The organism is Kitasatospora sp. NPDC001225, assembly GCF_053597855.1.
This window is the reverse complement of record NZ_JBSFJC010000143.1, coordinates 1-19,049: the sequence shown is the minus strand read 5'-3', so window position 1 is coordinate 19,049 and position 19,049 is coordinate 1. Positions and strand designations below refer to the sequence as shown.

18 protein-coding genes are annotated in these 19,049 nt (G+C 72.9%); 4 read left to right on the top strand and 14 right to left on the bottom strand.

Features of this window, described 5'->3' with window-relative positions:
• Nucleotides 1–471: 471 nt before the first annotated feature.
• Nucleotides 472–1,740, bottom strand: coding sequence for a tyrosine--tRNA ligase (gene tyrS, locus ACWDCZ_RS32990; protein ID WP_074002093.1), 1,269 nt, complete (start codon nt 1,738–1,740; stop codon nt 472–474).
• A 292-nt stretch (nt 1,741–2,032) separates the two neighbouring features.
• Between tyrS and ACWDCZ_RS32985 the strand changes: the two genes are divergently transcribed.
• Nucleotides 2,033–2,563 carry an HNH endonuclease gene (locus ACWDCZ_RS32985; protein WP_049659779.1) on the top strand — a complete coding sequence of 177 codons (531 nt, stop codon included), beginning with the start codon at nt 2,033–2,035 and terminating at the stop codon, nt 2,561–2,563.
• Between the two features lie 57 nt (nt 2,564–2,620).
• On the opposite strand, the gene ACWDCZ_RS32980 is transcribed toward ACWDCZ_RS32985, so the two are convergent.
• The 7 genes from ACWDCZ_RS32980 to ACWDCZ_RS32950 form a co-directional block, all read right to left on the bottom strand.
• Nucleotides 2,621–4,654, bottom strand: a complete 2,034-nt coding sequence (locus tag ACWDCZ_RS32980; protein ID WP_449817754.1) for an outer membrane protein assembly factor BamB family protein — start codon at nt 4,652–4,654, stop codon at nt 2,621–2,623.
• Nucleotides 4,655–4,777: 123 nt separating this feature from the next.
• Complete coding sequence (locus tag ACWDCZ_RS32975; protein ID WP_375877723.1) at nt 4,778–5,083, bottom strand: 4a-hydroxytetrahydrobiopterin dehydratase; 306 nt, start codon at nt 5,081–5,083, stop codon at nt 4,778–4,780.
• 82 nt (nt 5,084–5,165) lie between these two features.
• Nucleotides 5,166–5,345: a DUF1272 domain-containing protein gene (locus tag ACWDCZ_RS32970; RefSeq protein WP_416876376.1), complete on the bottom strand. Its 180-nt coding sequence runs from the start codon at nt 5,343–5,345 to the stop codon at nt 5,166–5,168.
• Between the two features lie 79 nt (nt 5,346–5,424).
• Nucleotides 5,425–6,183, bottom strand: coding sequence for a sulfite exporter TauE/SafE family protein (locus tag ACWDCZ_RS32965; RefSeq protein WP_049652106.1), 759 nt, complete (start codon nt 6,181–6,183; stop codon nt 5,425–5,427).
• Nucleotides 6,184–6,406: 223 nt separating this feature from the next.
• Nucleotides 6,407–7,459 carry an SPFH domain-containing protein gene (locus tag ACWDCZ_RS32960; protein WP_387831213.1) on the bottom strand — a complete coding sequence of 351 codons (1,053 nt, stop codon included), beginning with the start codon at nt 7,457–7,459 and terminating at the stop codon, nt 6,407–6,409.
• Between the two features lie 10 nt (nt 7,460–7,469).
• On the bottom strand, nt 7,470–7,892 hold the full coding sequence (locus tag ACWDCZ_RS32955) for an NfeD family protein (RefSeq protein ID WP_049652104.1): 423 nt from the start codon (nt 7,890–7,892) through the stop codon (nt 7,470–7,472).
• Nucleotides 7,893–8,022: 130 nt separating this feature from the next.
• Nucleotides 8,023–8,814 carry an ABC transporter ATP-binding protein gene (locus tag ACWDCZ_RS32950; RefSeq protein ID WP_049652103.1) on the bottom strand — a complete coding sequence of 264 codons (792 nt, stop codon included), beginning with the start codon at nt 8,812–8,814 and terminating at the stop codon, nt 8,023–8,025.
• 150 nt (nt 8,815–8,964) lie between these two features.
• On the opposite strand from ACWDCZ_RS32950, the gene ACWDCZ_RS32945 reads away from it, so the two are divergent.
• Nucleotides 8,965–9,768, top strand: coding sequence for a hypothetical protein (locus ACWDCZ_RS32945; RefSeq protein ID WP_074001594.1), 804 nt, complete (start codon nt 8,965–8,967; stop codon nt 9,766–9,768).
• Nucleotides 9,769–9,790: 22 nt separating this feature from the next.
• Here the strand turns inward: ACWDCZ_RS32945 and ACWDCZ_RS32940 are convergent, their stop codons facing one another.
• The 3 genes from ACWDCZ_RS32940 to ACWDCZ_RS32930 form a co-directional block, all read right to left on the bottom strand.
• A complete protein-coding gene (locus tag ACWDCZ_RS32940; protein ID WP_049652101.1) occupies nt 9,791–10,447 on the bottom strand; it encodes a response regulator in 657 nt (218 codons plus the stop codon).
• The gene (locus tag ACWDCZ_RS32935) at nt 10,440–11,537 is read right to left on the bottom strand and encodes a GAF domain-containing sensor histidine kinase (protein ID WP_049652110.1); all 1,098 of its coding nucleotides are present in this window, start codon (nt 11,535–11,537) and stop codon (nt 10,440–10,442) included. The genes ACWDCZ_RS32940 and ACWDCZ_RS32935 overlap by 8 nt, the downstream gene beginning before the upstream one ends.
• A gap of 278 nt (nt 11,538–11,815) precedes the next feature.
• Nucleotides 11,816–14,431 (bottom strand): FHA domain-containing protein, encoded by a 2,616-nt coding sequence (locus ACWDCZ_RS32930; RefSeq protein WP_049652100.1) that lies wholly within the window; start codon nt 14,429–14,431, stop codon nt 11,816–11,818.
• Nucleotides 14,432–14,652: 221 nt separating this feature from the next.
• Here ACWDCZ_RS32930 and serB point away from each other — a divergent pair, with 221 nt between their 5' ends.
• On the top strand, nt 14,653–15,909 hold the full coding sequence (gene serB, locus ACWDCZ_RS32925; RefSeq protein WP_049652099.1) for a phosphoserine phosphatase SerB: 1,257 nt from the start codon (nt 14,653–14,655) through the stop codon (nt 15,907–15,909).
• Nucleotides 15,910–16,018: 109 nt separating this feature from the next.
• Here serB and ACWDCZ_RS32920 read toward each other — a convergent pair whose 3' ends face one another.
• The 3 genes from ACWDCZ_RS32920 to ACWDCZ_RS32910 form a co-directional block, all read right to left on the bottom strand.
• Nucleotides 16,019–16,546, bottom strand: coding sequence for a SixA phosphatase family protein (locus ACWDCZ_RS32920; protein WP_049652098.1), 528 nt, complete (start codon nt 16,544–16,546; stop codon nt 16,019–16,021).
• A gap of 123 nt (nt 16,547–16,669) precedes the next feature.
• On the bottom strand, nt 16,670–16,792 hold the full coding sequence (locus ACWDCZ_RS32915) for an SGM_5486 family transporter-associated protein (RefSeq protein ID WP_255357429.1): 123 nt from the start codon (nt 16,790–16,792) through the stop codon (nt 16,670–16,672).
• A gap of 122 nt (nt 16,793–16,914) precedes the next feature.
• Nucleotides 16,915–18,213 carry a CynX/NimT family MFS transporter gene (locus tag ACWDCZ_RS32910; RefSeq protein WP_074002094.1) on the bottom strand — a complete coding sequence of 433 codons (1,299 nt, stop codon included), beginning with the start codon at nt 18,211–18,213 and terminating at the stop codon, nt 16,915–16,917.
• A gap of 116 nt (nt 18,214–18,329) precedes the next feature.
• Here ACWDCZ_RS32910 and ACWDCZ_RS32905 point away from each other — a divergent pair, with 116 nt between their 5' ends.
• Nucleotides 18,330–19,004 (top strand): FadR/GntR family transcriptional regulator, encoded by a 675-nt coding sequence (locus tag ACWDCZ_RS32905; protein ID WP_074001597.1) that lies wholly within the window; start codon nt 18,330–18,332, stop codon nt 19,002–19,004.
• Nucleotides 19,005–19,049: the final 45 nt, after the last annotated feature.

Genomic DNA, 19,049 nt, shown 5'->3' with positions numbered 1-19,049 from the left:
GCGTTGACTTTTGGCACGCTGTTGAGTTCTCAAGGAACGGACGCTTCCTTCGGACCGCCTTCCAGCGGACCCTCCGGGCTTCGTTCTTTCGTGTTACCAGCTTATCAGACGTTTTCCGCTCCGTTTTCCGGAGTTTCATTCATCCGATTTCCCGAACTGGCCGGGTCCGCTTTTCGCGACGTCCACCACATTACCGCATTCCGAGTGTCACTCGAAATTCACACTCACCCGTAGACGGCAATGCCGACGAACCCATTTTCATGGGAATCAGAGTGGGAGTGGGTCTTGCTGAGTGGGGTGGCCGCTCCAGCGACTCGTTCAACACTAGGCCACCTGGACGACATCGTCAAACGTCGAGGGCCGGATCTGTCCAGATCCGGCCCTCGGGGCTCGAAGCCGCAGCTCAGAGCAGGTGTGCTTTCAGCCAAGCCTCAACCGGCAGCCTCCGCCGGCCCGGCTGGCGACCGGCCGTCAGCCGGCGGCGACCAGCTCCGCCGCCGCCAGGTTCCGCTTGCCGCGCCGCAGCACCAGCCAGCGGCCGTGCAGCAGGTCGGCCTCGGTCGGCACCGCCTCCTCGTCCGTCACCTTGACGTTGTTGAGGTAGGCACCGCCCTCCTTGATCGTCCGGCGGGCGGCCGAACGGCTGGGCGACAGCCCGACGGCGACCAGCAGGTCGACCACCGTCTGGAGTTCGGACACCTCGGCCTTCGGGACCTCGGCCAGGGCGGCGGCCAGGGTGGGGGCCTCCAGGTCGGCGAGGTCACCCTGGCCGAACAGCGCCTTGGACGCGGCGACCGCGCGCTCGTACTGCTCCGCGCCGTGCACCAGCGTGGTGAGCTCCTCGGCGAGGGCACGCTGGGCGAGGCGGGCGGCCGGGCGCTCGGTGGTCTCGCGCTCCAGCTCCTCGACCTCCTCCTTCGAGCGGAAGCTGAAGATCCGCAGGAAGGTGGGGACGTCCCGGTCGTCCGCGTTCAGCCAGAACTGGTAGAAGGCGTACGGGGTGGTCAGCTCGGGGTCGAGCCAGACCGTGCCGGACTCCGTCTTGCCGAACTTGGTGCCGTCGGCCTTGACGATCAGCGGCGTGGCCAGCGCGTGGACGGACTTGCCGTCGGCCTTGCGGATCAGGTCCGTGCCGGCGGTCAGGTTGCCCCACTGGTCGCTGCCGCCGGTCTGCAGGGCGCAGCCGTAGCGGCGGTTCAGCTCCAGGTAGTCCATGCCCTGGAGGATCTGGTAGCTGAACTCGGTGTAGCTGATGCCCGCGTCGGAGTTGAGCCGTCGGGCGACGGCCTCCTTGGCGATCATGTTGTTGACCCGGAAGTACTTGCCCACGTCACGCAGCAGGCTGATCGCCGACATCCCGGACGTCCAGTCCAGGTTGTTGACCATGCGCGCCGCGTACGGGCCCTCGAAGTCGAGGAAGCGCGAGATCTGGCCGCGCAGGCGTTCGACCCAGCCGGCCACCGTCTCGGGGTCGTTGAGCACGCGCTCGGCGGTGGGCTTCGGGTCGCCGATCAGGCCCGTGGCGCCGCCGACCAGCCCGAGCGGGAGGTTCCCCGCCTGCTGGATGCGGCGCATGGTGAGGATCTGCACCAGGTTGCCGAGGTGCAGGCTGGGGGCCGTCGGGTCGAAGCCGCAATAGAACGTGACCGGGCCGTCCGCGAACGCCTTGCGCAGTGCGTCCTCGTCAGTGGAAAGGGCGATCAGCCCGCGCCACTGCAGCTCGTCGACGATGTCCGTCACGGTCACGCTTCTCCTTCGATCGGGCGTCCGACCAGTGCTGGCCCGGTTCGGTCGGGCTCCGGGTCGGTACGACTCCAGCCTGATAGAGCCTACGCGGTTCCGGCCAGCGAGTTTCCCCGAGGCACCCCTCCCGGTCGGCCGGTCCGCCGTCCCGGGCCCCTCCCCGATACCGGAAATTCCGTTGTTCGACGGCTACGGGCCCATTCAGAGTGGTTCCACCGCCGTGCGGCGGCAGTGACGTGTGTGGAGACGGTCGTGCCGCCGTGGCACGCCCGCGGGAAGGGTGTGCCGAGTGCGCAACACGCTGGTTCTGAACGCGAGCTACGAGCCCCTGACGACGGTGTCGCTCCAGCGCGCCGTCGTCCTGGTGCTCCAGGACAAGGCCGTGGTGGAGCAGGCGCATCCGCTGCGCTCGATCAGGGGGACGGGCATTGCCGTCCCGGTGCCACGGGTGATCAGACTGCAACGGTACGTACGGGTGCCGTTCCGACAACAGGCTCCGTGGTCGCGGCGCGGCGTCCTGGCGCGGGACCGGCACCTGTGCGCGTACTGCGGCCGGCGGGCCACCACGGTGGACCACCTCCAGCCCAGGTCGCGCGGTGGTGCCGACAGCTGGATGAACACCGTGGCCGCGTGCGCGGAGGACAACCAGCACAAGGCGGACCGCACGCCGGAGCAGGCCGGGATGAAGCTGCTGCGCCGCCCGTTCGAGCCGACGCCGCAGGCCAGCCTGATGCTGGCGCTCGGTCTGCGCGGCTCGGAGGTCCGGGACCTCGCCGACTGGCTGCCGGCCGTACCGGGCCGGCCCGTCTCCGCGGCGTAAGGCGGCGTAAGGCGGCGCGAGGAGGCGCAAGGAGGCCGGAAACCCGGGCGGAGGGCCTCAGTCCTTCGCCCGGTACCCCGCCGCCGTGCCGTAGTTCGTCGAGTGCTCGGGCACCACGACCACCTGCCCGCCGCCGATGAGCACCCGCCCGGAGATCAGCAGCGAGCCGGTGCCGGCCGGGAAGTTGCCCCCGGTCGCCTCCCGGCCGCCCGCCAGCGGGAACCGGCTGAGGCGGGCGGGCTGGTCGCGGCGTTCGTCGGCGGCGAGCACCAGCGACCCGCCGTCGATGCCGACCGCCCGGACGGCGCCCTTGGCGGCGGTCGGCGTCTTCCAGCGCTGCTTGCCGGTGTCCAGGTCGTAGCCGACCGCGGCCACCGGCCCGCCGCCGTTCGGCGGGGCCAGGGTGGTGACCATCGTGCGGCCCTCGAAGTACACCTCGGGAGTGGCCGAAAACGTACCGTGGGCGACGTCCAGCCGGCCGCCGTCGACGGCCACCGGGATCTCGGCGGCCGGGTCGCCGCCCGCGCCCCAGGCGAACACCCGGTCGTCCTCGGGCTTCCCGCCGGTGGTGAGGACCACGGACGGCTCGGCCGACAGCACGGTCACCGTCTTCGGCTGGTTGTTCAGGCCCCGCCACCAGCCGACCTTGCCGTCCGCGGTGTTCAGCGCGACGGCCTGGTCGGCGGGGGTCGAGTCGGCGCAGGAGGAGGCGACGAGCACGGTCTTGCCGCTGACGCCGCCGGACAGGGTGCAGAACTTGCCCTGCCCGGTGTACTGCCAGACGTCCTTCCCGTCGGCGGACTCCCAGGCCAGCACCCGGTCGTCGCCGACGGCGATCACCTTGTCCTCGGTGACGCCGACCCGGGCCGAGTAGGCGCCCTTGGCGTCCGAGAGGCTCTTGGTCCAGACGGTCTTGCCGGTCTTGGTGTCCACGGCGGCCACCAGCGTGCAGGGGCTCTTCGGATCGGCCTGCGGACGGAACAGGGCCGCGCCCAGGCCCGCCGGGTTCACCCCCGCCGACAGCCCGCACGGGACGGCCCCGGCGGCCGGCGGCTCCACCGACCAGGTCGCCTTGCCGCCCGCCCGGTCGTACGCGTGCACCCCGGAGCCGTCGGCCCGGACCACCGCGTCGGCCAGCAGCCAGCCGCCGATCAGCGTGTCGTCGCCCCCGGACGGACCGGCCGCGGCCGGCTGCGCGGCCCACACCCGGTCGTGTGCCACCGCGAAGCCCGGCTCGCCGCCGCTGCTCGCCGCCGCGCTGCCGCCGCCCTCGGCGCCGACCATCAGCCCGGCCGCCACCAGCACTCCCAGCGCGGCCACCCCGGCGCCGGTCCGCACCAGCAGGGCCTTGCGGCTGGGCATGTGCTCCCCGGTCAGCACCGCGTCGGCGGCCTTCCGGGCCTTGGCGGAGAGCGAGGAGCCGGAGCCCTCACCCGTGCCGGAACCGCCGCCGCCCCCTCGACGGGCCGCGGCCCTCGACCGCGGGGCCGGCTCGGCCTGCGGCTCGGGGGCCCGCACCGGAGTGGTCGCCGCGGGCTCCTCGGGGACGGGCGCCGGCCCGGCCTCCTCGATGTGCACGTAGCCGTCCGCCGAGTACTCCGCCCCCGCCGGGACGTACAGCCCCTCGTCGGCGGGCTGCTGCGGGGCGGCGTACGGCGCGTAGGGCTGGTGCGGCTGCGCGTGGTCCGGGTACTGCGGGTACGGCTGGTACTGCTCCTGGCCGCCGTACGGGCCCTGGACGTAACCGCCCTCGACGTAGCCGCCCTCGACGTAGCCGGTCGGGCCGACACCGCTCTGCTCGTAACCGGCCTGGTCGTACCCGCTCCGGCCGTAGCCGGCCTGGTCGTACCCGCTCTGGTCGTAGCCGGTGGGCCCGTAACCGCCCTGGCCGGACTGCGTCTGCTGCTGCCCGTACTCGGCCGAGCCGTAGCCCTGCTGCGGCGGCCACTGCGACGGCTGCTGCGGTACCTGCTGAGCTGTCTGCTGCTGCTGCTCGGCGTACCCGCCGTACCCACCGCTCTGCCAGTCCGGGTGGCTCTGGGGCGGCCACGGCTGCCGGTCGTGGGCGTCTCCGAAGGGCTCCTGCGCCATCCGTTCCGTCCCTCCCGAGCCCCGCCCGCCTGCCGATGCGGCAGTCAGCATCTCACGCCCGCCCGGGGGCGCGGCCCGGGCCCTCGCCCGTACGGTCCCGGGCCGGCCGGTCCTGCGGCGGCGTCAGGAGGCCGACTCGGCGCGCAGGGCCTCGTCGATCCGGGCGGCGAGGGTGAAGTCCAGACCGGTGAGGCCGCCGGCGCTGTGGGTGGACAGGACGAAGCGCAGGGTGCGCCAGCGGATGTCGATGTCGGGGTGGTGGTCGAGCGCCTCGGCCTGCTCGGCTACGGCGACGACCACCCGGACCGCCGCCGGGAAGTCCGGGGCGTCGGCGGTACGGGCGATGCTGTCGCCCTCCCGCGTCCACCGGGGCAGCGCCGCCAGGGCCGCCGTGATCTCGTCCTCGTTCAGCCGTGCCCTGCTGCTCATCGCCGCGCTCCTGCTGGATGGTCGGTCCGGGGTGCCGGATTTCCGGTACGTCCGCAGTTCCGGGACGTCCGGGGTTCCGGTGTCAGGCGGCCTTCCGGCGCGGACGGGTCACCAGCTCGCCGCCGCAGTTGGGGCAGCCGCCGGCCATGGCCTCGGTGCAGTCCGAGCAGAAGGTGCACTCGTAGGAACATATCGAGGCGCCGCCGTCCGCGGTCAGCGACACCGCGCAGCGCTCGCAGCTCTCACGCATCTCCAGGGCCATGGCGTACTCCTCCGACGTTCCGATGTTCCGACGTTTCGATGCCCCGACACCCTGCCGGGCCCGACGGCCTGACGGCCCTTCAGCTCAACAGCAGCTTGGCGACGGCCACGAGGCCGACCACCACGATGACCCCGCGCAGCGCCGTCGGCGGGAGGCGGCGGCCGACCTTGGCGCCGACCAGGCCGCCGACCAGCGAGCCCGCCGCGATCAGACCGGCGGCGGTCCAGTTCACCGTCGAGGTGAAGAGGAAGAAGAGCGCGGCGACGGCGTTGACGATCATCGCCAGGGCGTTCTTCACCGCGTTGATCCGCTGGAGGTCCTCCTGGAGCAGCATGCCCATCAGGGCCATCAGCAGCACGCCCTGCGCGGCGCCGAAGTAGCCGCCGTAGATGCCGGTCAGGAACACCCCGACCAGCAGGACCGGACTGCCGTCCGGATCGCCGCCGGGGCGGCGGCGGGCGGCGACGGCCTTGGCCACCCGGGGCTGGATCACCACCAGCACGAGTGCGAGCAGGATCAGCACCGGGACGATCGCGTCGAAGGCCCCGCTCGGCAGCCTGGTCAGCAGCAGCGCGCCGACCAGCCCGCCGAGCAGCGAGGCGGTGCCCAGGCGCAGCACCCGGCGGCCCTGGTCGGCCAGTTCGCGGCGGTACCCGATCACGCCGCTGAGCGAGCCGGGGACCAGGCCGAAGGTGTTGGAGACGTTGGCGGTGACCGGCGGGAGGCCCACGGCGAGCAGGACCGGGAAGGTGATCAGGGTGCCGGAGCCGACGATGACGTTGATCATCCCGGCGCCGACGCCGGCCACCAGGACGGCGATCGACTCCCAGAGCGTCATGGGTCACCTCTCCTCTCGGTCCTGTCCGAGGGGATCATGCCGGACGGCCCCGCGGCTCTACCAGACCCGCCCACGATTCGGGACGCACCTCACAACGTGCGCGCGCTCCACCGACGCCGCACAAGGCCGAGGGCCCGCCGCCTCTCGGCAGCGGGCCCTCGACGGAACTCGGTCCGACCGGCCACTCCGGCTCGGTCACTCCGATCCGGTCATTCCGGGTCGGTCACTCCGGGTCGATCTTCGGGTACTCCCGGGCCGGGTCCACCCGGGGACGGGCGGCGCCCTTCTCGGTGTCCACCGGCCGCGGGCCGGAGGCCGGGTCCAGCGGCACCTGGGTGGCCGCCGGGGCCGCCGGGGCCACCTGCGGAACGGTGGGCGCCGCGACCGCGCCACCGTTCATCCCGCCGGTCAGGCCGCCGAAGGCGCCGCCGAGGCCCTTGAGCGCGTCGCCGACCTCGCTGGGGATGATCCAGAGCTTGTTGGAGTCGCCCTTGGCCAGCTCGGGCAGCGTCTGGAGGTACTGGTAGGCGAGCAGCTTCTGGTCGGCGTCGCCGTCGTGGATGGCCTCGAAGACCGTCCGGATCGCGGCCGCCTCACCGTCGGCGCGCAGGACCGCGGCCTGTGCCTCACCCTCGGCACGGAGCACGTCGGCCTGCTTCTCACCCTCGGCCTTGAGGATCTGGGCCTGGCGCTGGCCTTCGGCGGTGAGGATCGCGGCGCGCTTGTCACGGTCGGCGCGCATCTGCTTCTCCATCGAGTCCTGGATGGAGGTCGGCGGCTCGATCGCCTTCAGCTCGACGCGGTTGACCCGGATGCCCCACTTGCCGGTGGCCTCGTCCAGGACGCCGCGCAGACCGGCGTTGATGACCTCGCGCGAGGTCAGGGTGGACTCCAGGTCCATCGAGCCGATGATGTTGCGCAGCGTGGTGACGGTCAGCTGCTCGATCGCCTGGATGTAGCTGGCGACCTCGTACGTCGCGGCCCGGGGGTCGGTCACCTGGTAGTAGATGACGGTGTCGATGTTGACGACCAGGTTGTCCTGGGTGATCACCGGCTGCGGCGGGAACGGCACGACCTGCTCGCGCAGGTCGATCCGGTTGCGGACCCGGTCGATGAACGGGACGACGATGTTCAGCCCTGCGTTGAGCGTCCGGGTGTAGCGGCCGAAGCGCTCCACGATCGCGGCGCTGGCCTGCGGGATGACCTGGATCGTCTTGATCAGCGCGATGAAGGCCACCACGACCAGGACGACCAAAACGATAAGGACGGGTTCCACGGACTCTCCCCTAGACGACCAGGGCGGTCGCGCCCTGGATTTCGACGACGTCGACCTGTTGTCCAGGCTGGTACACCTGGCCCGGGTGGAGCGCGCGGGCCGACCAGATCTCGCCGTTCAGCTTGATCCTCCCGCCCTCCCCGTCGACGGTTTCCGCGACGACCGCGGTGGCGCCCTGGAGCGCCTCGATGCCCATCTTGACCTGCGGCCCGCTACGGAGCTGCCGGTAGGCGATCGGGCGGACGAAGACCACCAGGGCGACCGAGACGGCGACGAAGGTCACGGTCTCGAGGACCACTCCCCCGCCCAGCGCGGCCACGCCGGAGGCGGCCAGCGCCCCGACCGCGAACATGGCGAACTCCGGCATCGCGGTGAGCACCAGCGGTATGCCGAGCCCTGCGGCGGCCAGGAGCCACCAGATCCAGCTGTCCACATGTCCATCCTAGGGAGCGAAGGCCTTCGAAGCGGACAGTTCCCGCAGGTCGAGGGGCGGAAACCGGTCGCGCGTGCGACCGGTTCCCGACGGCCGTCCGGATGAACGACAGGAACGGGCGGACGGGGCCTCAGCCCAGCGGCAGACCCTGCGCCGACCAGCGGTCTCCGTGCCGCTCCAGGGTCAGCGGCAGGCCGAAGCACTTGGAGAGGTTGCGGGCGGTCAGCTCGGTGTCGATCGGGCCGGCCGTGAGCACCTTGCCCTGACGGATCATCAGGACGTGGGTGAAGCCGGGCGCGATCTCCTCGACGTGGTGGGTGACCATCGCCATCGCCGGGGCGAACTCGTCCTGGGCGAGCGCGCCGAGCCGGCGGACCAGGTCCTCGCGGCCGCCGAGGTCCAGGCCGGCGGCGGGCTCGTCGAGCAGCAGCAGCTCGGGGTCGGTCATCAGGGCGCGGGCGATCAGGGTGCGCTTGCGCTCGCCCTCGGAGAGGGTGCCGAACTTCCGGTCGGTGAGGTTGGCCATGCCGAGGCGGTCGAGCAGGGCCAGGGCACGGGACTCGTCCGACTGCTCGTAGGTCTCCTGCCAGGTGACCGTCATGCCGTACGCGGCGGTGAGGACGGTCTGCAGCACGGTCTGCTCGGCCGGCAGCTTGTCGAACATGGCGGCGCCGGCCAGACCGATCCGGGAGCGCAGCTCGAAGACGTCGATCTCGCCGAGCTTCTCGCCCAGCACCGTGACCTTGCCCGAGGTCGGGAACAGGTACGAGGAGGCGATCTGCAACAGCGTGGTCTTGCCGGCGCCGTTCGGTCCCAGGATGACCCAGCGCTCGCCCTCGGAGATGGACCACGAGACCTGGTCGACCAGCGCGCGCCCCTCCCGGACCACGGATACGTCAACCAGCTCCAGCACGTCGCTCATGCCTATGCCTTCCCCAAAAAACAAGATTCTCGGCCGTCGGTGCGGGCGGCGAGCCTACTCCGGCAGCCGGTGGGCACGGGGTGGGTGCGCCGCACACGCATGGGCAAACCTACGCCACGCGGATGACCGGCGATTCCGTAGGCTGGCCGGATGCTCGTGACTCCAGCCGACAATCCGTACGAAGAGCCCCGTTCGGGGCGGCTCACCGCATGGGGCAACGCCCAGCTGGCGGGCCTGGTGCCGCCGGACGACGCCGCCGCGGCCGTCCTGGGCGCCGACGAGCGCCACCGGGTCACCGGCCTGCCCGGCGACGGGCCCGGCGAGCAGCACGGGCTGACCTGGGCGCTGGGGCGGCTGCGGGTGCTCGGTGTGAAGGGCCTGCGCCTCGCGCTGCCCTCGGCCGGGCACCCGCTCGGACTGACCGGCCCGAAGGCCTTCAACGAGCGGGCCATGCGGGCCGGCGAGGCCGTCCTGGCCGTCGGCGCACCGCTCGGGCTGGTGCCGGAGGTGGAGGAGTACGGGCCGGCCGGCGACCGCTCGGCCACCGTGCTGTGGCGCTGCCATGAGGTCAACGACACACCTCCGGCGGACGTCCCGTCGCTCCACGAGGCCGAGCGCGAGCTGGCCGAGGGGCTGCGGGAGGCGACCGTCCTGCTCACCCGTCTCGACGTGGCCGGTGCCGGGCCCGAGGCCCTGCGCGCCCTCGACGCCTACCGCCGGCGCGGCCACAGCGAGCCGCTGGCCCCCGGCTACCCGCCCCGGGCCGTCCGGGTCCTGGAGTCGGCCCGCCAGGTGTCCGCCCTGCTCGCCATCGCCTCGGGCGGGCACGGCGCCGCCGTCAGCGCCTCCGAGATGGCGGCCCGGCAGTCCGCCCTGGCCCCGCTGCGGCGCACCGCCCGACGCGCCCAGGTGGCCGCCTACAACGCCCTCGTCGACGAGCGGGACGACCGCTGAGCGGAGGGGCACCCCCGGCGCGCTACGCCTCGCGGGTCTCGCCGTGGCGGACGGCCCAGAGTGCCGCCTGGGTGCGGTCGGCCAGGTCCAGCTTCATGAGGATGTTGGACACGTGGGTCTTCACGGTCTTCTCCGACAGGTGGAGGCTGCGGGCGATCTCCCGGTTGGAGCGGCCGTCGGCGATGTGGCCGAGCACCTCGCGCTCGCGCTCGGTGAGCGTGCCGCCGCGGCCCTGGGGGGCGCGCGGGCTGTCGTCGGAGAGCAGGGCGGCGGCCAGTTCGGGCTGGAGCAGGACGTGGCCGGCGTGCACCGAGCGGATCGCGCCGGCCAGCGCCTCCGGGTCGACGTCCTTGTAGACGTACCCGGCGGCGCCGGCCCGCAGCGCGGGGACCATCGTGCGGTGCTCGGTGAAGCTGGTGACGATCAGGATCCGGGCCCGGCTGCCCTCCCCCTTGAGGGTGCGCAGCGCCTCGATGCCGTCGACGCCGGGCATCTTGAGGTCCATCAGGACGACGTCGGGGTCGAGTTCACGGGCCCGTTCGACGCCCTCCGCCCCGTCGGCGGCCTCCCCGACCACCTCGATGTCGTCCTGGACCTCCAGGAAGGTGCGCAGCCCGCGCCGGACGACCTGGTGGTCGTCGACCAGCAGGACGCGGATCGACGGTGTGCTCTCAGGCACCGGGGACCTCCATCTCGACGAGCGTCCCCCGACCGGGGGCCGACTCCAGGGTGAGCGTGCCGCCGACGGCGGCCGCGCGGTCGCGCATCGAGGCCAGGCCGAGGTGGCGGCCGGCCCGTCGGACGGACTCCGGATCGAAGCCGCGCCCGTCGTCGTGCACCCGCAGCACGGCGCCGCGCGCGGGCGTCCCGGCCAGGGTGACGGTGACCCGGCGGGCGCCGGAGTGGCGCAGCGCGTTGTGCAGCGCCTCCTGGGCGACCCTCAGCAGCGCGGCCTCCTGGGCGGGCGGCAGCGCCCGGACGCCGTCGGCGGCGAAGGCGACGTCGGCGGTGTGCGCCCGGTCGAGGACCTGCACCTGGGAGGCGAGGGTGGCGCTGAGCCCGTCCTCCTCCAGGGCGGCGGGGCGCAGTTCCACGACGACGGCGCGCAGTTCGTCGGCGGCCTCGGCGGCCAGCCGGGCGACCTCGGCGAGTTCGGCGCGGGCCCGGGCCGGGTCGCGGTCGACGAGCTTGGCGGCCGCCTTGGCCGTGAGGCGGAGCGAGAAGAGCTTCTGCGAGACGGCGTCGTGCAGGTCGTGGGCGATCCGGGCCCGCTCGCCGGCCAGCGTGAGCTCGCGGCTGCGCTCGTACAGCCGGGCGTTGGACAGGGCGAGGCCGGCGTGCGCGGCGAGGATCCGCAGCAGTTCCTCGTCGTGGTCGGTGAACTGGCCGCCGCCGCGCTTGTTGGCGAGGAAGATGACGCCCATCACCTGCGGCTCGTCCTCGGCCGCGTCGGTGTCCAGGATCGGCATGCCGAGGAAGGCGTCCATGTCGGGGTGGGCCTCGGGCCACCCCTCGAAGGCGGGCGCCTTGCGGACGTCCACCAGCCGGGTGGGGCCGGTCTCGTGCAGCATCGCGGCGAGCACGCCGTGCTGCCGGGGCAGCGGGCCGATCGCCCGCCACTGCTCGTCGGTGACGCCGTCGACGACGAACTGGGCGAAGCCGCCGTGGTCGTCGGGCACGCCGAGGGCCGCGTACTCGGCGCCGAGCAGGCCGCGGGCGGAGGCGGTGATGCGGCGCAGTACCTCGCGGACCTCCAGGTGCCGGCTCATGGCGAGCAGCGCCTGGCTGACGGCCTCGATCCCGGCCAGGCACGGTTCGCAGGCGGGCAGCGGGCCGTGGTGGGCCGCGTGGTCTCCGGAGGTGCTGGGCATACGGCCAAACTACCGCCGCCGTGACGGCCGCCGCGTCCGTCCCCGGCCGCCCCGGGCCCGGGTCCGGGGACCTAGGACCCGCGCCCCGGGAGGGCCCGCCCGGAAACGCGGAGGGGCGGCCCTCCCGGGTGGGAGGACCGCCCCTCGGACTGCCGTCCGAGACGTCGGGGAAGGGGTCAGCCCTTCTGCATGACCTCGGGCTCGTGCCGGCGCTGGAGCCGGGTGACGAGGACGCCGATGACGACCGAGATGGCCACCAGCACGCCCGCGTCGATCGCCCACTGGGCGACGCTGTGCTTCCAGAGCGGGTCGTAGTTGGGGTTCTGGAAGTCCTTGTTCCAGGGGCCCATGAGCGTGGACAGGTCCAGCGTGGTGGACACGATGCCGGTGCCCCAGCGGGCCGGCATCAGCCAGGCGACCTGCTCCAGGCCGGGCTTGCTGAAGATCTGGAAGAGGCAGCCGGTGAAGACGACCTGGACGATGGCGAACATGACCAGCAGCGGCATGGTCTTCTCGGCGGTCTTCACCAGCGCGGAGATCATCAGGCCGAACATCATCGCGGCGAAGCTGAGCAGGATCATGCCGACGGTCATCTCGACGATCGGCAGGTTCTTGACGAGCAGGCCGTGCTCGGGGAGCTTGCGCGGCAGGAAGCCGACGGCGGAGATGATCGCGCCCTGGATCACGCTGAAGAAGCCCAGCACGATGATCTTGGACATCATGTACGCCGAGCGGGAGAGCCCGGTGGCCCGTTCCCGTTCGTAGATCGCCCGTTCCTTGATCAGCTCGCGGACCGAGTTGGCCGCTCCGGAGAAGCAGGCGCCGATCGCCAGGATCAGCAGGATCGTCGCGGCCCCGTTGTTGAGGTGGAGCTGGGTGTTCGGGTTGGGCGCGAGCCCCGGTTCGTTGGGGATCAGCACGCTGACCGCGCCGATCACCGCGGGCAGCAGCACCGACAGCGCCAGGAAGCCGCGGTCCGAGGCGAGCACCGACATGTAGCGGCGCATCAGGGTCCACAGCTGCGAGCCCCAGCTCTGCGGCTTGGGCGGCTTGACGGCCTCCTGGGCGACCTGGACGTGCTGCACCTCGCCCGCCTCGACGGTCGGGGCGGAGTACTGCTGGTAGTGGACCGAACCGCGGTAGCGGCCGGCCCAGTCGTGGTCCGGGTAGTTCTCGAAGGCCTGGAAGACGTCCGCCCAGGTCTCGTACCCGAAGAAGTGCAGCGCCTCGTCCGGCGGGCCGAAGTAGGCCACCGAGCCGCCCGGCGCCATCACCAGCAGCCGGTCGCAGAGCGCGAGTTCGGCCACCGAGTGGGTGACGACCAGGATCGTGCGGCCGTCGTCGGCCAGGCCGCGCAGCATCTGCATGACCTCGCGGTCCATGCCCGGGTCGAGGCCCGAGGTGGGCTCGTCCAGGAAGATCAGCGAGGGCTTGGTGAGCAGTTCCAGGGCGACCGAGACGCGCTTCTGCTGGCCGCCGGAGAGCGCGGTGATCTTGTTGTCGGCGCGCTTGTCGAGGCGCAGCTCGTACAGCACCTCGTCGATCCGGGCCTCGCGCTCCTTCGCCTCGGTGTCCCCGGGGAAGCGCAGCCGGGCCGCGTACTTGAGGCCCTTCCGGACGGTGAGCTCGCGGTGCAGGATCTCGGACTGCGGCACCAGGCCGATGCGCGAGCGGAGTTCGGCGAACTGCTTGTAGAGGTTGCGGCCGTCGTACAGCACCTCGCCGCGGTCGGCCGGGCGGTAGCCGGTGAGGGCGCGCAGCAGGGTCGACTTGCCGGAGCCGGACGGGCCGATGACGGCCACCAGGGACTTCTCCGGGACGCCGAAGCTGACGTCGTCGAGCAGGACCTTCTTGCCGCCCTTGTGGTCGACCTCGACGGTCAGGTGGCGGGCGGAGAAGGAGACGGCGCCGGTGTCGACGAACTCCTGCAGCTGGTCGCCGACCAGGACGAAGCCGGAGTGGCCGACCGTCAGCCGGTCCTGCGGGCCCATCAGCTGACGCTGCACCCGCTGGCCGTTGAGGAAGATGCCGTTGTGGCTGCCGAGGTCGACGATCTCGTAGCGGCCGTCCGGGAGCTGGCGCAGCTCGGCGTGGTGGCGGGAGACCTGGAGGTCGGACACCACGATGTCGTTGTCGAGCGCGCGGCCGATCCGGACGGTGCGCATCGCCGAGGTCAGGTTGCGGATGATGGTCGGCTGCGGCCCGCCGTCGTGCGGCGGGGGCGGGAAGCCCTGCTGCGGGAAGCCGCCGTGCTGGGGCTGGGGCTGCTGCTGCGGGGCCGGCCGGTCCTGCGGCGGCGCGTACTGCTGCTGCGGGAACGGCGGCTGGGCCTGCGGCTGGCCGGGCCAGGCCTGCTGCGGCTGCTGCTGGTACGGGTCGTGCTGCGGCCAGCCCTGCTGCGGGGCGGGCTGCTGGGGCGTGGGCACCGGGCCGCGGCTGGTGGCGGCCTCGTGCATCGGGGTGGCCTGCGGGGCCGCGGCGTGCGGGGCGGCGGCCTGCGCGGGCGCGGAGAAGCCGAGCCGGGGGCCGTTCTCCGGGTTGCCCAGGTTCACCACCGCACCGGGGAACAGCTGGGCCTGGAGGGTGCGGGCGCCGGCCACGTACGTTCCGTTGGTGCTGCCGTGGTCGTCCAGCTGCCAACCGCTGCCGTTGAAGCCGATGGTCCCGTGCTGCCAGGAGACCCTCGCGTCGTCGAACGTGAAGTCCGACTGCGGGTTTCGCCCGATGGTGTAGGACCGCCCGGGCTCCAGAGTCCGCTGCTGTCCGTTGATCTCGATGACGAGTTGCGGCACTGCTCGCCTGCCCCGCTCTCTCGGTTCCCCCGAATTGTGGCCCCGGCCGGGGCCGCGATGTTCCTGTGACTGCCGGGGGAATCATTCCAGCCCGCCGACCGCCGGTGAAAGTCGGCCCGGGCGACTGTGACCAGGCTGCTACCGAGCCCGGACCTGCGGCGTCCCGCGAGGTGGGACGGGTGCTCCCGGGCCCTCGGGCGCCCGGTAGCGTGGGAGGCACCATGAACGCATCGCCCCTGGCCGCTGAGCCCCTCCCCGCCGCCCAGCACCGGACCGCGGACGAGCGCACCCTGCTCGTCAAGGTGTTCGGCAAGGACCGTCCCGGCATCACCGCCGGCCTCTTCACGACGCTGGCCGGTTTCGGCGTCGACGTCATCGACATCGAGCAGGTCGTCACCCGTGGGCGCATCACGCTGTGCGCCCTGGTCACCCCGCCCACCGCACCCGGCGCCGAGGGCGGGCTGCGGGCCACCGTCCACCGATGGGCCGACGAGCAGAAGCTCCAGGCCGAGATCCTCTCCGGCATCGGTGACAACCGGCCGCGCCGTGAGGGCCGTTCGCACGTCACGGTGCTCGGCAACCCGCTGACCGCCGCCGCCGTCTCCGCGCTCACCTCCCGGATCACCGCCTCGGACGGCAACATCGACCGTGTCTTCCGGCTCGCCAAGTACCCGGTGACGGCGGTCGAGCTGGCCGTCTCCGGTGTGGCCACCGACGAGCTGCGGGCCGCGCTGGCCCAGGAGGCGGCCACCCAGCGGGTGGACGTCGCGGTGGTCGCCGCCGGTCTGGAGCGCCGGGCCAAGCGCCTGGTGGTCATGGACGTCGACTCCACGCTCATCCAGGACGAGGTGATCGAGCTGTTCGCCGCCCACGCGGGCTGCGAGGAGGAGGTCGCCGCGGTGACGGCGGCGGCGATGCGCGGGGAGCTGGACTTCGCCGAGTCGCTGCGGGCCCGGGTGGCGCTGCTGGCCGGGCTGGACGCCTCGGTGACCGAGAAGGTGCGCGCCGAGGTCCGCTTCACGCCGGGCGCGCGCACCCTGATCCGTACGCTCCAGCGCCTCGGCTACCAGGTCGCGGTGGTGTCCGGCGGCTTCACCCAGGTCACCGACCACCTGGTGGAGCAGCTGGGGCTGGACTTCGCGGCCGCGAACACCCTGGAGGTGGTGGACGGCCGGTTCACCGGCCGGGTGGTCGGCGAGATCGTGGACCGGGCGGGCAAGGCCCGCTGGCTGGCCCGCTTCGCCGAGCAGGCGAAGGTGCCGCTGGAGCAGACGGTGGCGATCGGCGACGGCGCCAACGACCTGGACATGCTGAACGCGGCCGGCCTCGGGGTGGCGTTCAACGCCAAGCCGGTGGTGCGGGAGGCCGCCGACACCGCGGTGAACGTGCCGTTCCTGGACACCGTGCTGTACCTGCTGGGCATCACCCGCGAGGAGGTCGAGGCCGCCGACGCGCTGCACGGCACCCCGACCGAGTAGGGCCCGCCCGGCGGCCGATGGAGTGAGGCGGCCGCCCGGAGAGGGCCTGTGGACGTACCAGAGGGGCGCGCGGATTCGATCCGCGCGCCCCTCGTGTACGGTCCCGCGGTCAGTCCTGCGGCGTGTGGTACGAGACCAGCTGGGCCACGCCCGGCTCGACGCCCTTCCAGGAGCCGCTGAAGCTGAGCACCGCGACCGCCGCCGTCGGGAAGCCCCCGAGGCGCAGCCGCTCCAGCGCGTCCGGATCGCCCGCGTCCCCGGCCAGCACCTGGGTCAGCCCCAGCACGCCCGGGTTGTGGCCGACCAGCACCACGTCCGCGTACTCCTCCGGGGTCTCCTGGAGGACGGCGATGATCTCCCCGGGGCTGGCCTCGTAGACCCGCTCCTCGTACACCGTCCGGAGCGGCCGCTGCGGCAGCTCGTGCACCGCCAGCTTCCAGGTCTCGCGGGCGCGCAGCGCGGTCGAGCAGAGCACGTAGTCGGGGCTGATGCCGGAGTCGACCAGCCAGCGGCCGGCGTCCGGGGCCTGGTGACGGCCCCGGTCGGCCAGCGGCCGGTCGTGGTCGTCCACGCCGTTCGGCCAGTCGGCCTTGGCATGGCGGAGAACGATGATCCTGCGGGGCGTGTCGGCGCTCATACCCAGCAAGCTTGGCAGAAAAGCGGCCCGGCGGCGCGATGCCCCGGGATGCCGCCACTCCGAGGGACGACCCGTGTCACCATGCCCCGTTCACCGGGGCGTCAGCCGGCGTACGGCCGTCCGTCAGCCCATCGTGGCGGCGACGGTGGCGATGATCGACACCAGCACCGCGATGGCGGCGAAGGCGAGGGCGATGCGGCCGAGCTGCTTGCGGCCGTCGGTGGGGTTGGGATCGAGAACGGGCATGTCCGGAAGTCTCCCACTCCGAACACGCCCGCCGTCCGCCGACCCCGCCCCCTTGGCCGGGTCTTGACCCGCCCGTCGGGGCCCGGCCCTCCCCGCGCGTCCTCACACCCCCGGCGGGGGCGTCACGCCGCGGCCCGCTCCGCCGGGTGCACCGCCTCGTCCTCGATGTGCCGGGCCCGCGCCGCGCGCAGGCCGAACAGCATCTGCGGCACCAGCAGCAGCGACAGGAAGCCCAGCGGCCAGTACCACTCGCCGGTGGCCCCGTAGAGCCAGCCGACCAGGATCGGACCCGGGATGGACACCAGGTAGCCGATGCCCTGGGCGAAGGCGGAGAGCTGCGCGACCCCGCCCGCGGACCGGGCCCGCAGTCCGATCATGGTCAGCACCAGCGGGAAGGCGCAGTTGGACAGGCCCAGCAGGACCGCCCAGAGCCAGGCGCCCCCGGCCGGGGCGATCGCCAGACCGGCGTACCCGGCGATGCCGCAGCAGGCCAGCAGCACCACGAACAGCCGCTGGTCGCCGCGGCGGGCGGCCAGGTTGGGCAGCACGAAGGAGACCGGCACGCCGATCACCATGGTGACCGCGAGCAGCACGCCGGTGGTGCCCTCGCCGATGCCGGCGTCCTGGAAGATCTGCGACATCCAGCCCATGACCACGTACGCGCCGGTGGCCTGGAGGCCGAAGTACCCGGCCAGCGCCCAGGCGGTCCGGCTGCGGGTGATCGGCAGCCGGACGGGGGCGGCGGCGCCGCCGGCCCGCTCGCCGCGCTCCCGCTTGGCGATCAGCACGAACAGCCAGAGCACCAGGGCGAGCGCCCCCAGGACGGCCCAGACGCCCAGGCCGTAGCGCCAGTCGCCGCCGAGCGACTTGGTCAGCGGCACGGTGACGGCGGCGGCCAGCGCGGTGCCGGCGGACAGCGCCATCGAGTAGAGGCCGATCATCGGCCCGACCCGGTCCGGGAAGTACCGCTTGATCACCACCGGCAGCAGCACGTTGGAGACCGCCACCCCGGCCAGGGCGAGGGCGGTGAGCAGCAGGAACACGGCGGTGCCGCCGGCGAACGAGCGGGCCAGCACGCCCGCCGTGATGGCGCCCATGCCCGCCGTGACGACCGCGATCGGACCGATCCGACGGGCCGCCGCGGGCGCGGCGAAGCCGAACAGCCCGAAGCAGAGCGACGGGACGGCGGTGAGCAGCCCGGCGAGCGTCGGGTTCATCCCGAGGTCGTCGCGGACCTGCTTGAGCAGCGGCCCGAGGCTGGTGACCACGGGGCGCAGGTTGAAGGCGGCGGCGGCGATCGCGACGGCGAACAGCACGCCGAGGTACTTGGCGGAGCCGGAGGCGGCGGGCCGCTCTTCGGTCGGCGGCCGGCTCTCGGTCCGGGAGGAAGCGGTGGTGTCTGCTGCGGGCATAGAGAGCATCATAGAATGATGGGATGAATTGATGCACCTTGGAATTGGCATGATGTGCCGACCGTTCATCCACCGGCCACCTCCCACCCAGGCCCCACCCGAGCCGTAGCCGCAAGGAGTCCCCCGTGGCGCTGTCCTCGCCGAGGCGCACCCCGCTGTCCGACCAGGTGATCGCACAGCTGCGTGCCCAGATCACTTCCGGGGAGTGGCCGGTCGGCTCGCGCATCCCCACCGAGGCCGCCCTGGTCGAACAGCTCGGCGTCGCCCGCAACACCGTCCGCGAGGCCGTCCGCGCCCTCGCCCACAACGGGCTGCTCGACATCCGCCAGGGCTCCGGCACGTACGTGCTGGCCACCAGCGAGCTGGCCGGCGTGATGCACCGCCGCTTCGCCGACGCCGGCCAGGACCAGGTCGCCGAGCTGCGGGCGGCCCTGGAGACCTCGGCCGCGGGCCTCGCCGCCCACCGCCGCACCCCGCGCGACCTGGAGCTCCTGGACGGCGCCCTGGCCCGCCGGGAGGCCGCCTGGCACTCCGGCGACGCCGAGGACTTCGTCCAGGCCGACGCCGCCTTCCACCAGGCCGTGGTGGCCGCCGCCCACAACGACGTCCTGCTCGCCGTCTACGCCGACCTCGGCGAGGTCACCCGCGAGCACCTGCGGCACGACGTCGGCCCCGAGCTGATCGCCGAGCGCTACATCGGCCACCACACCATCCTGGAGGCCATCCGGGACGGCGACGCCCAGCGCGCCTCCGTCGAGGCCGGCCGCGCCATCGGCGCCTGCGGCACCGCGGACGTCTGACCGCGCCGGAGTCCACATGGAACGCCGCTGCCCGGCACCCCCGCG

Coding starts and splice junctions, on each gene's coding strand:
- ACWDCZ_RS32945 (WP_074001594.1), top strand. CDS start 8,965: ATGCTCGTGACTCCAGCCGACAATCCGTACGAAGAGCCCCGTTCGGGG.
- ACWDCZ_RS32965 (WP_049652106.1), bottom strand. CDS start 6,183: ATGACGCTCTGGGAGTCGATCGCCGTCCTGGTGGCCGGCGTCGGCGCC.
- ACWDCZ_RS32975 (WP_375877723.1), bottom strand. CDS start 5,083: ATGAGCAGCAGGGCACGGCTGAACGAGGACGAGATCACGGCGGCCCTG.
- ACWDCZ_RS32910 (WP_074002094.1), bottom strand. CDS start 18,213: ATGCTCTCTATGCCCGCAGCAGACACCACCGCTTCCTCCCGGACCGAG.
- ACWDCZ_RS32935 (WP_049652110.1), bottom strand. CDS start 11,537: ATGAGCCGGCACCTGGAGGTCCGCGAGGTACTGCGCCGCATCACCGCC.
- ACWDCZ_RS32980 (WP_449817754.1), bottom strand. CDS start 4,654: ATGGCGCAGGAGCCCTTCGGAGACGCCCACGACCGGCAGCCGTGGCCG.
- ACWDCZ_RS32915 (WP_255357429.1), bottom strand. CDS start 16,792: ATGCCCGTTCTCGATCCCAACCCCACCGACGGCCGCAAGCAGCTCGGC.
- ACWDCZ_RS32950 (WP_049652103.1), bottom strand. CDS start 8,814: ATGAGCGACGTGCTGGAGCTGGTTGACGTATCCGTGGTCCGGGAGGGG.
- serB (WP_049652099.1), top strand. CDS start 14,653: ATGAACGCATCGCCCCTGGCCGCTGAGCCCCTCCCCGCCGCCCAGCAC.
- ACWDCZ_RS32970 (WP_416876376.1), bottom strand. CDS start 5,345: ATGGCCCTGGAGATGCGTGAGAGCTGCGAGCGCTGCGCGGTGTCGCTG.
- ACWDCZ_RS32920 (WP_049652098.1), bottom strand. CDS start 16,546: ATGAGCGCCGACACGCCCCGCAGGATCATCGTTCTCCGCCATGCCAAG.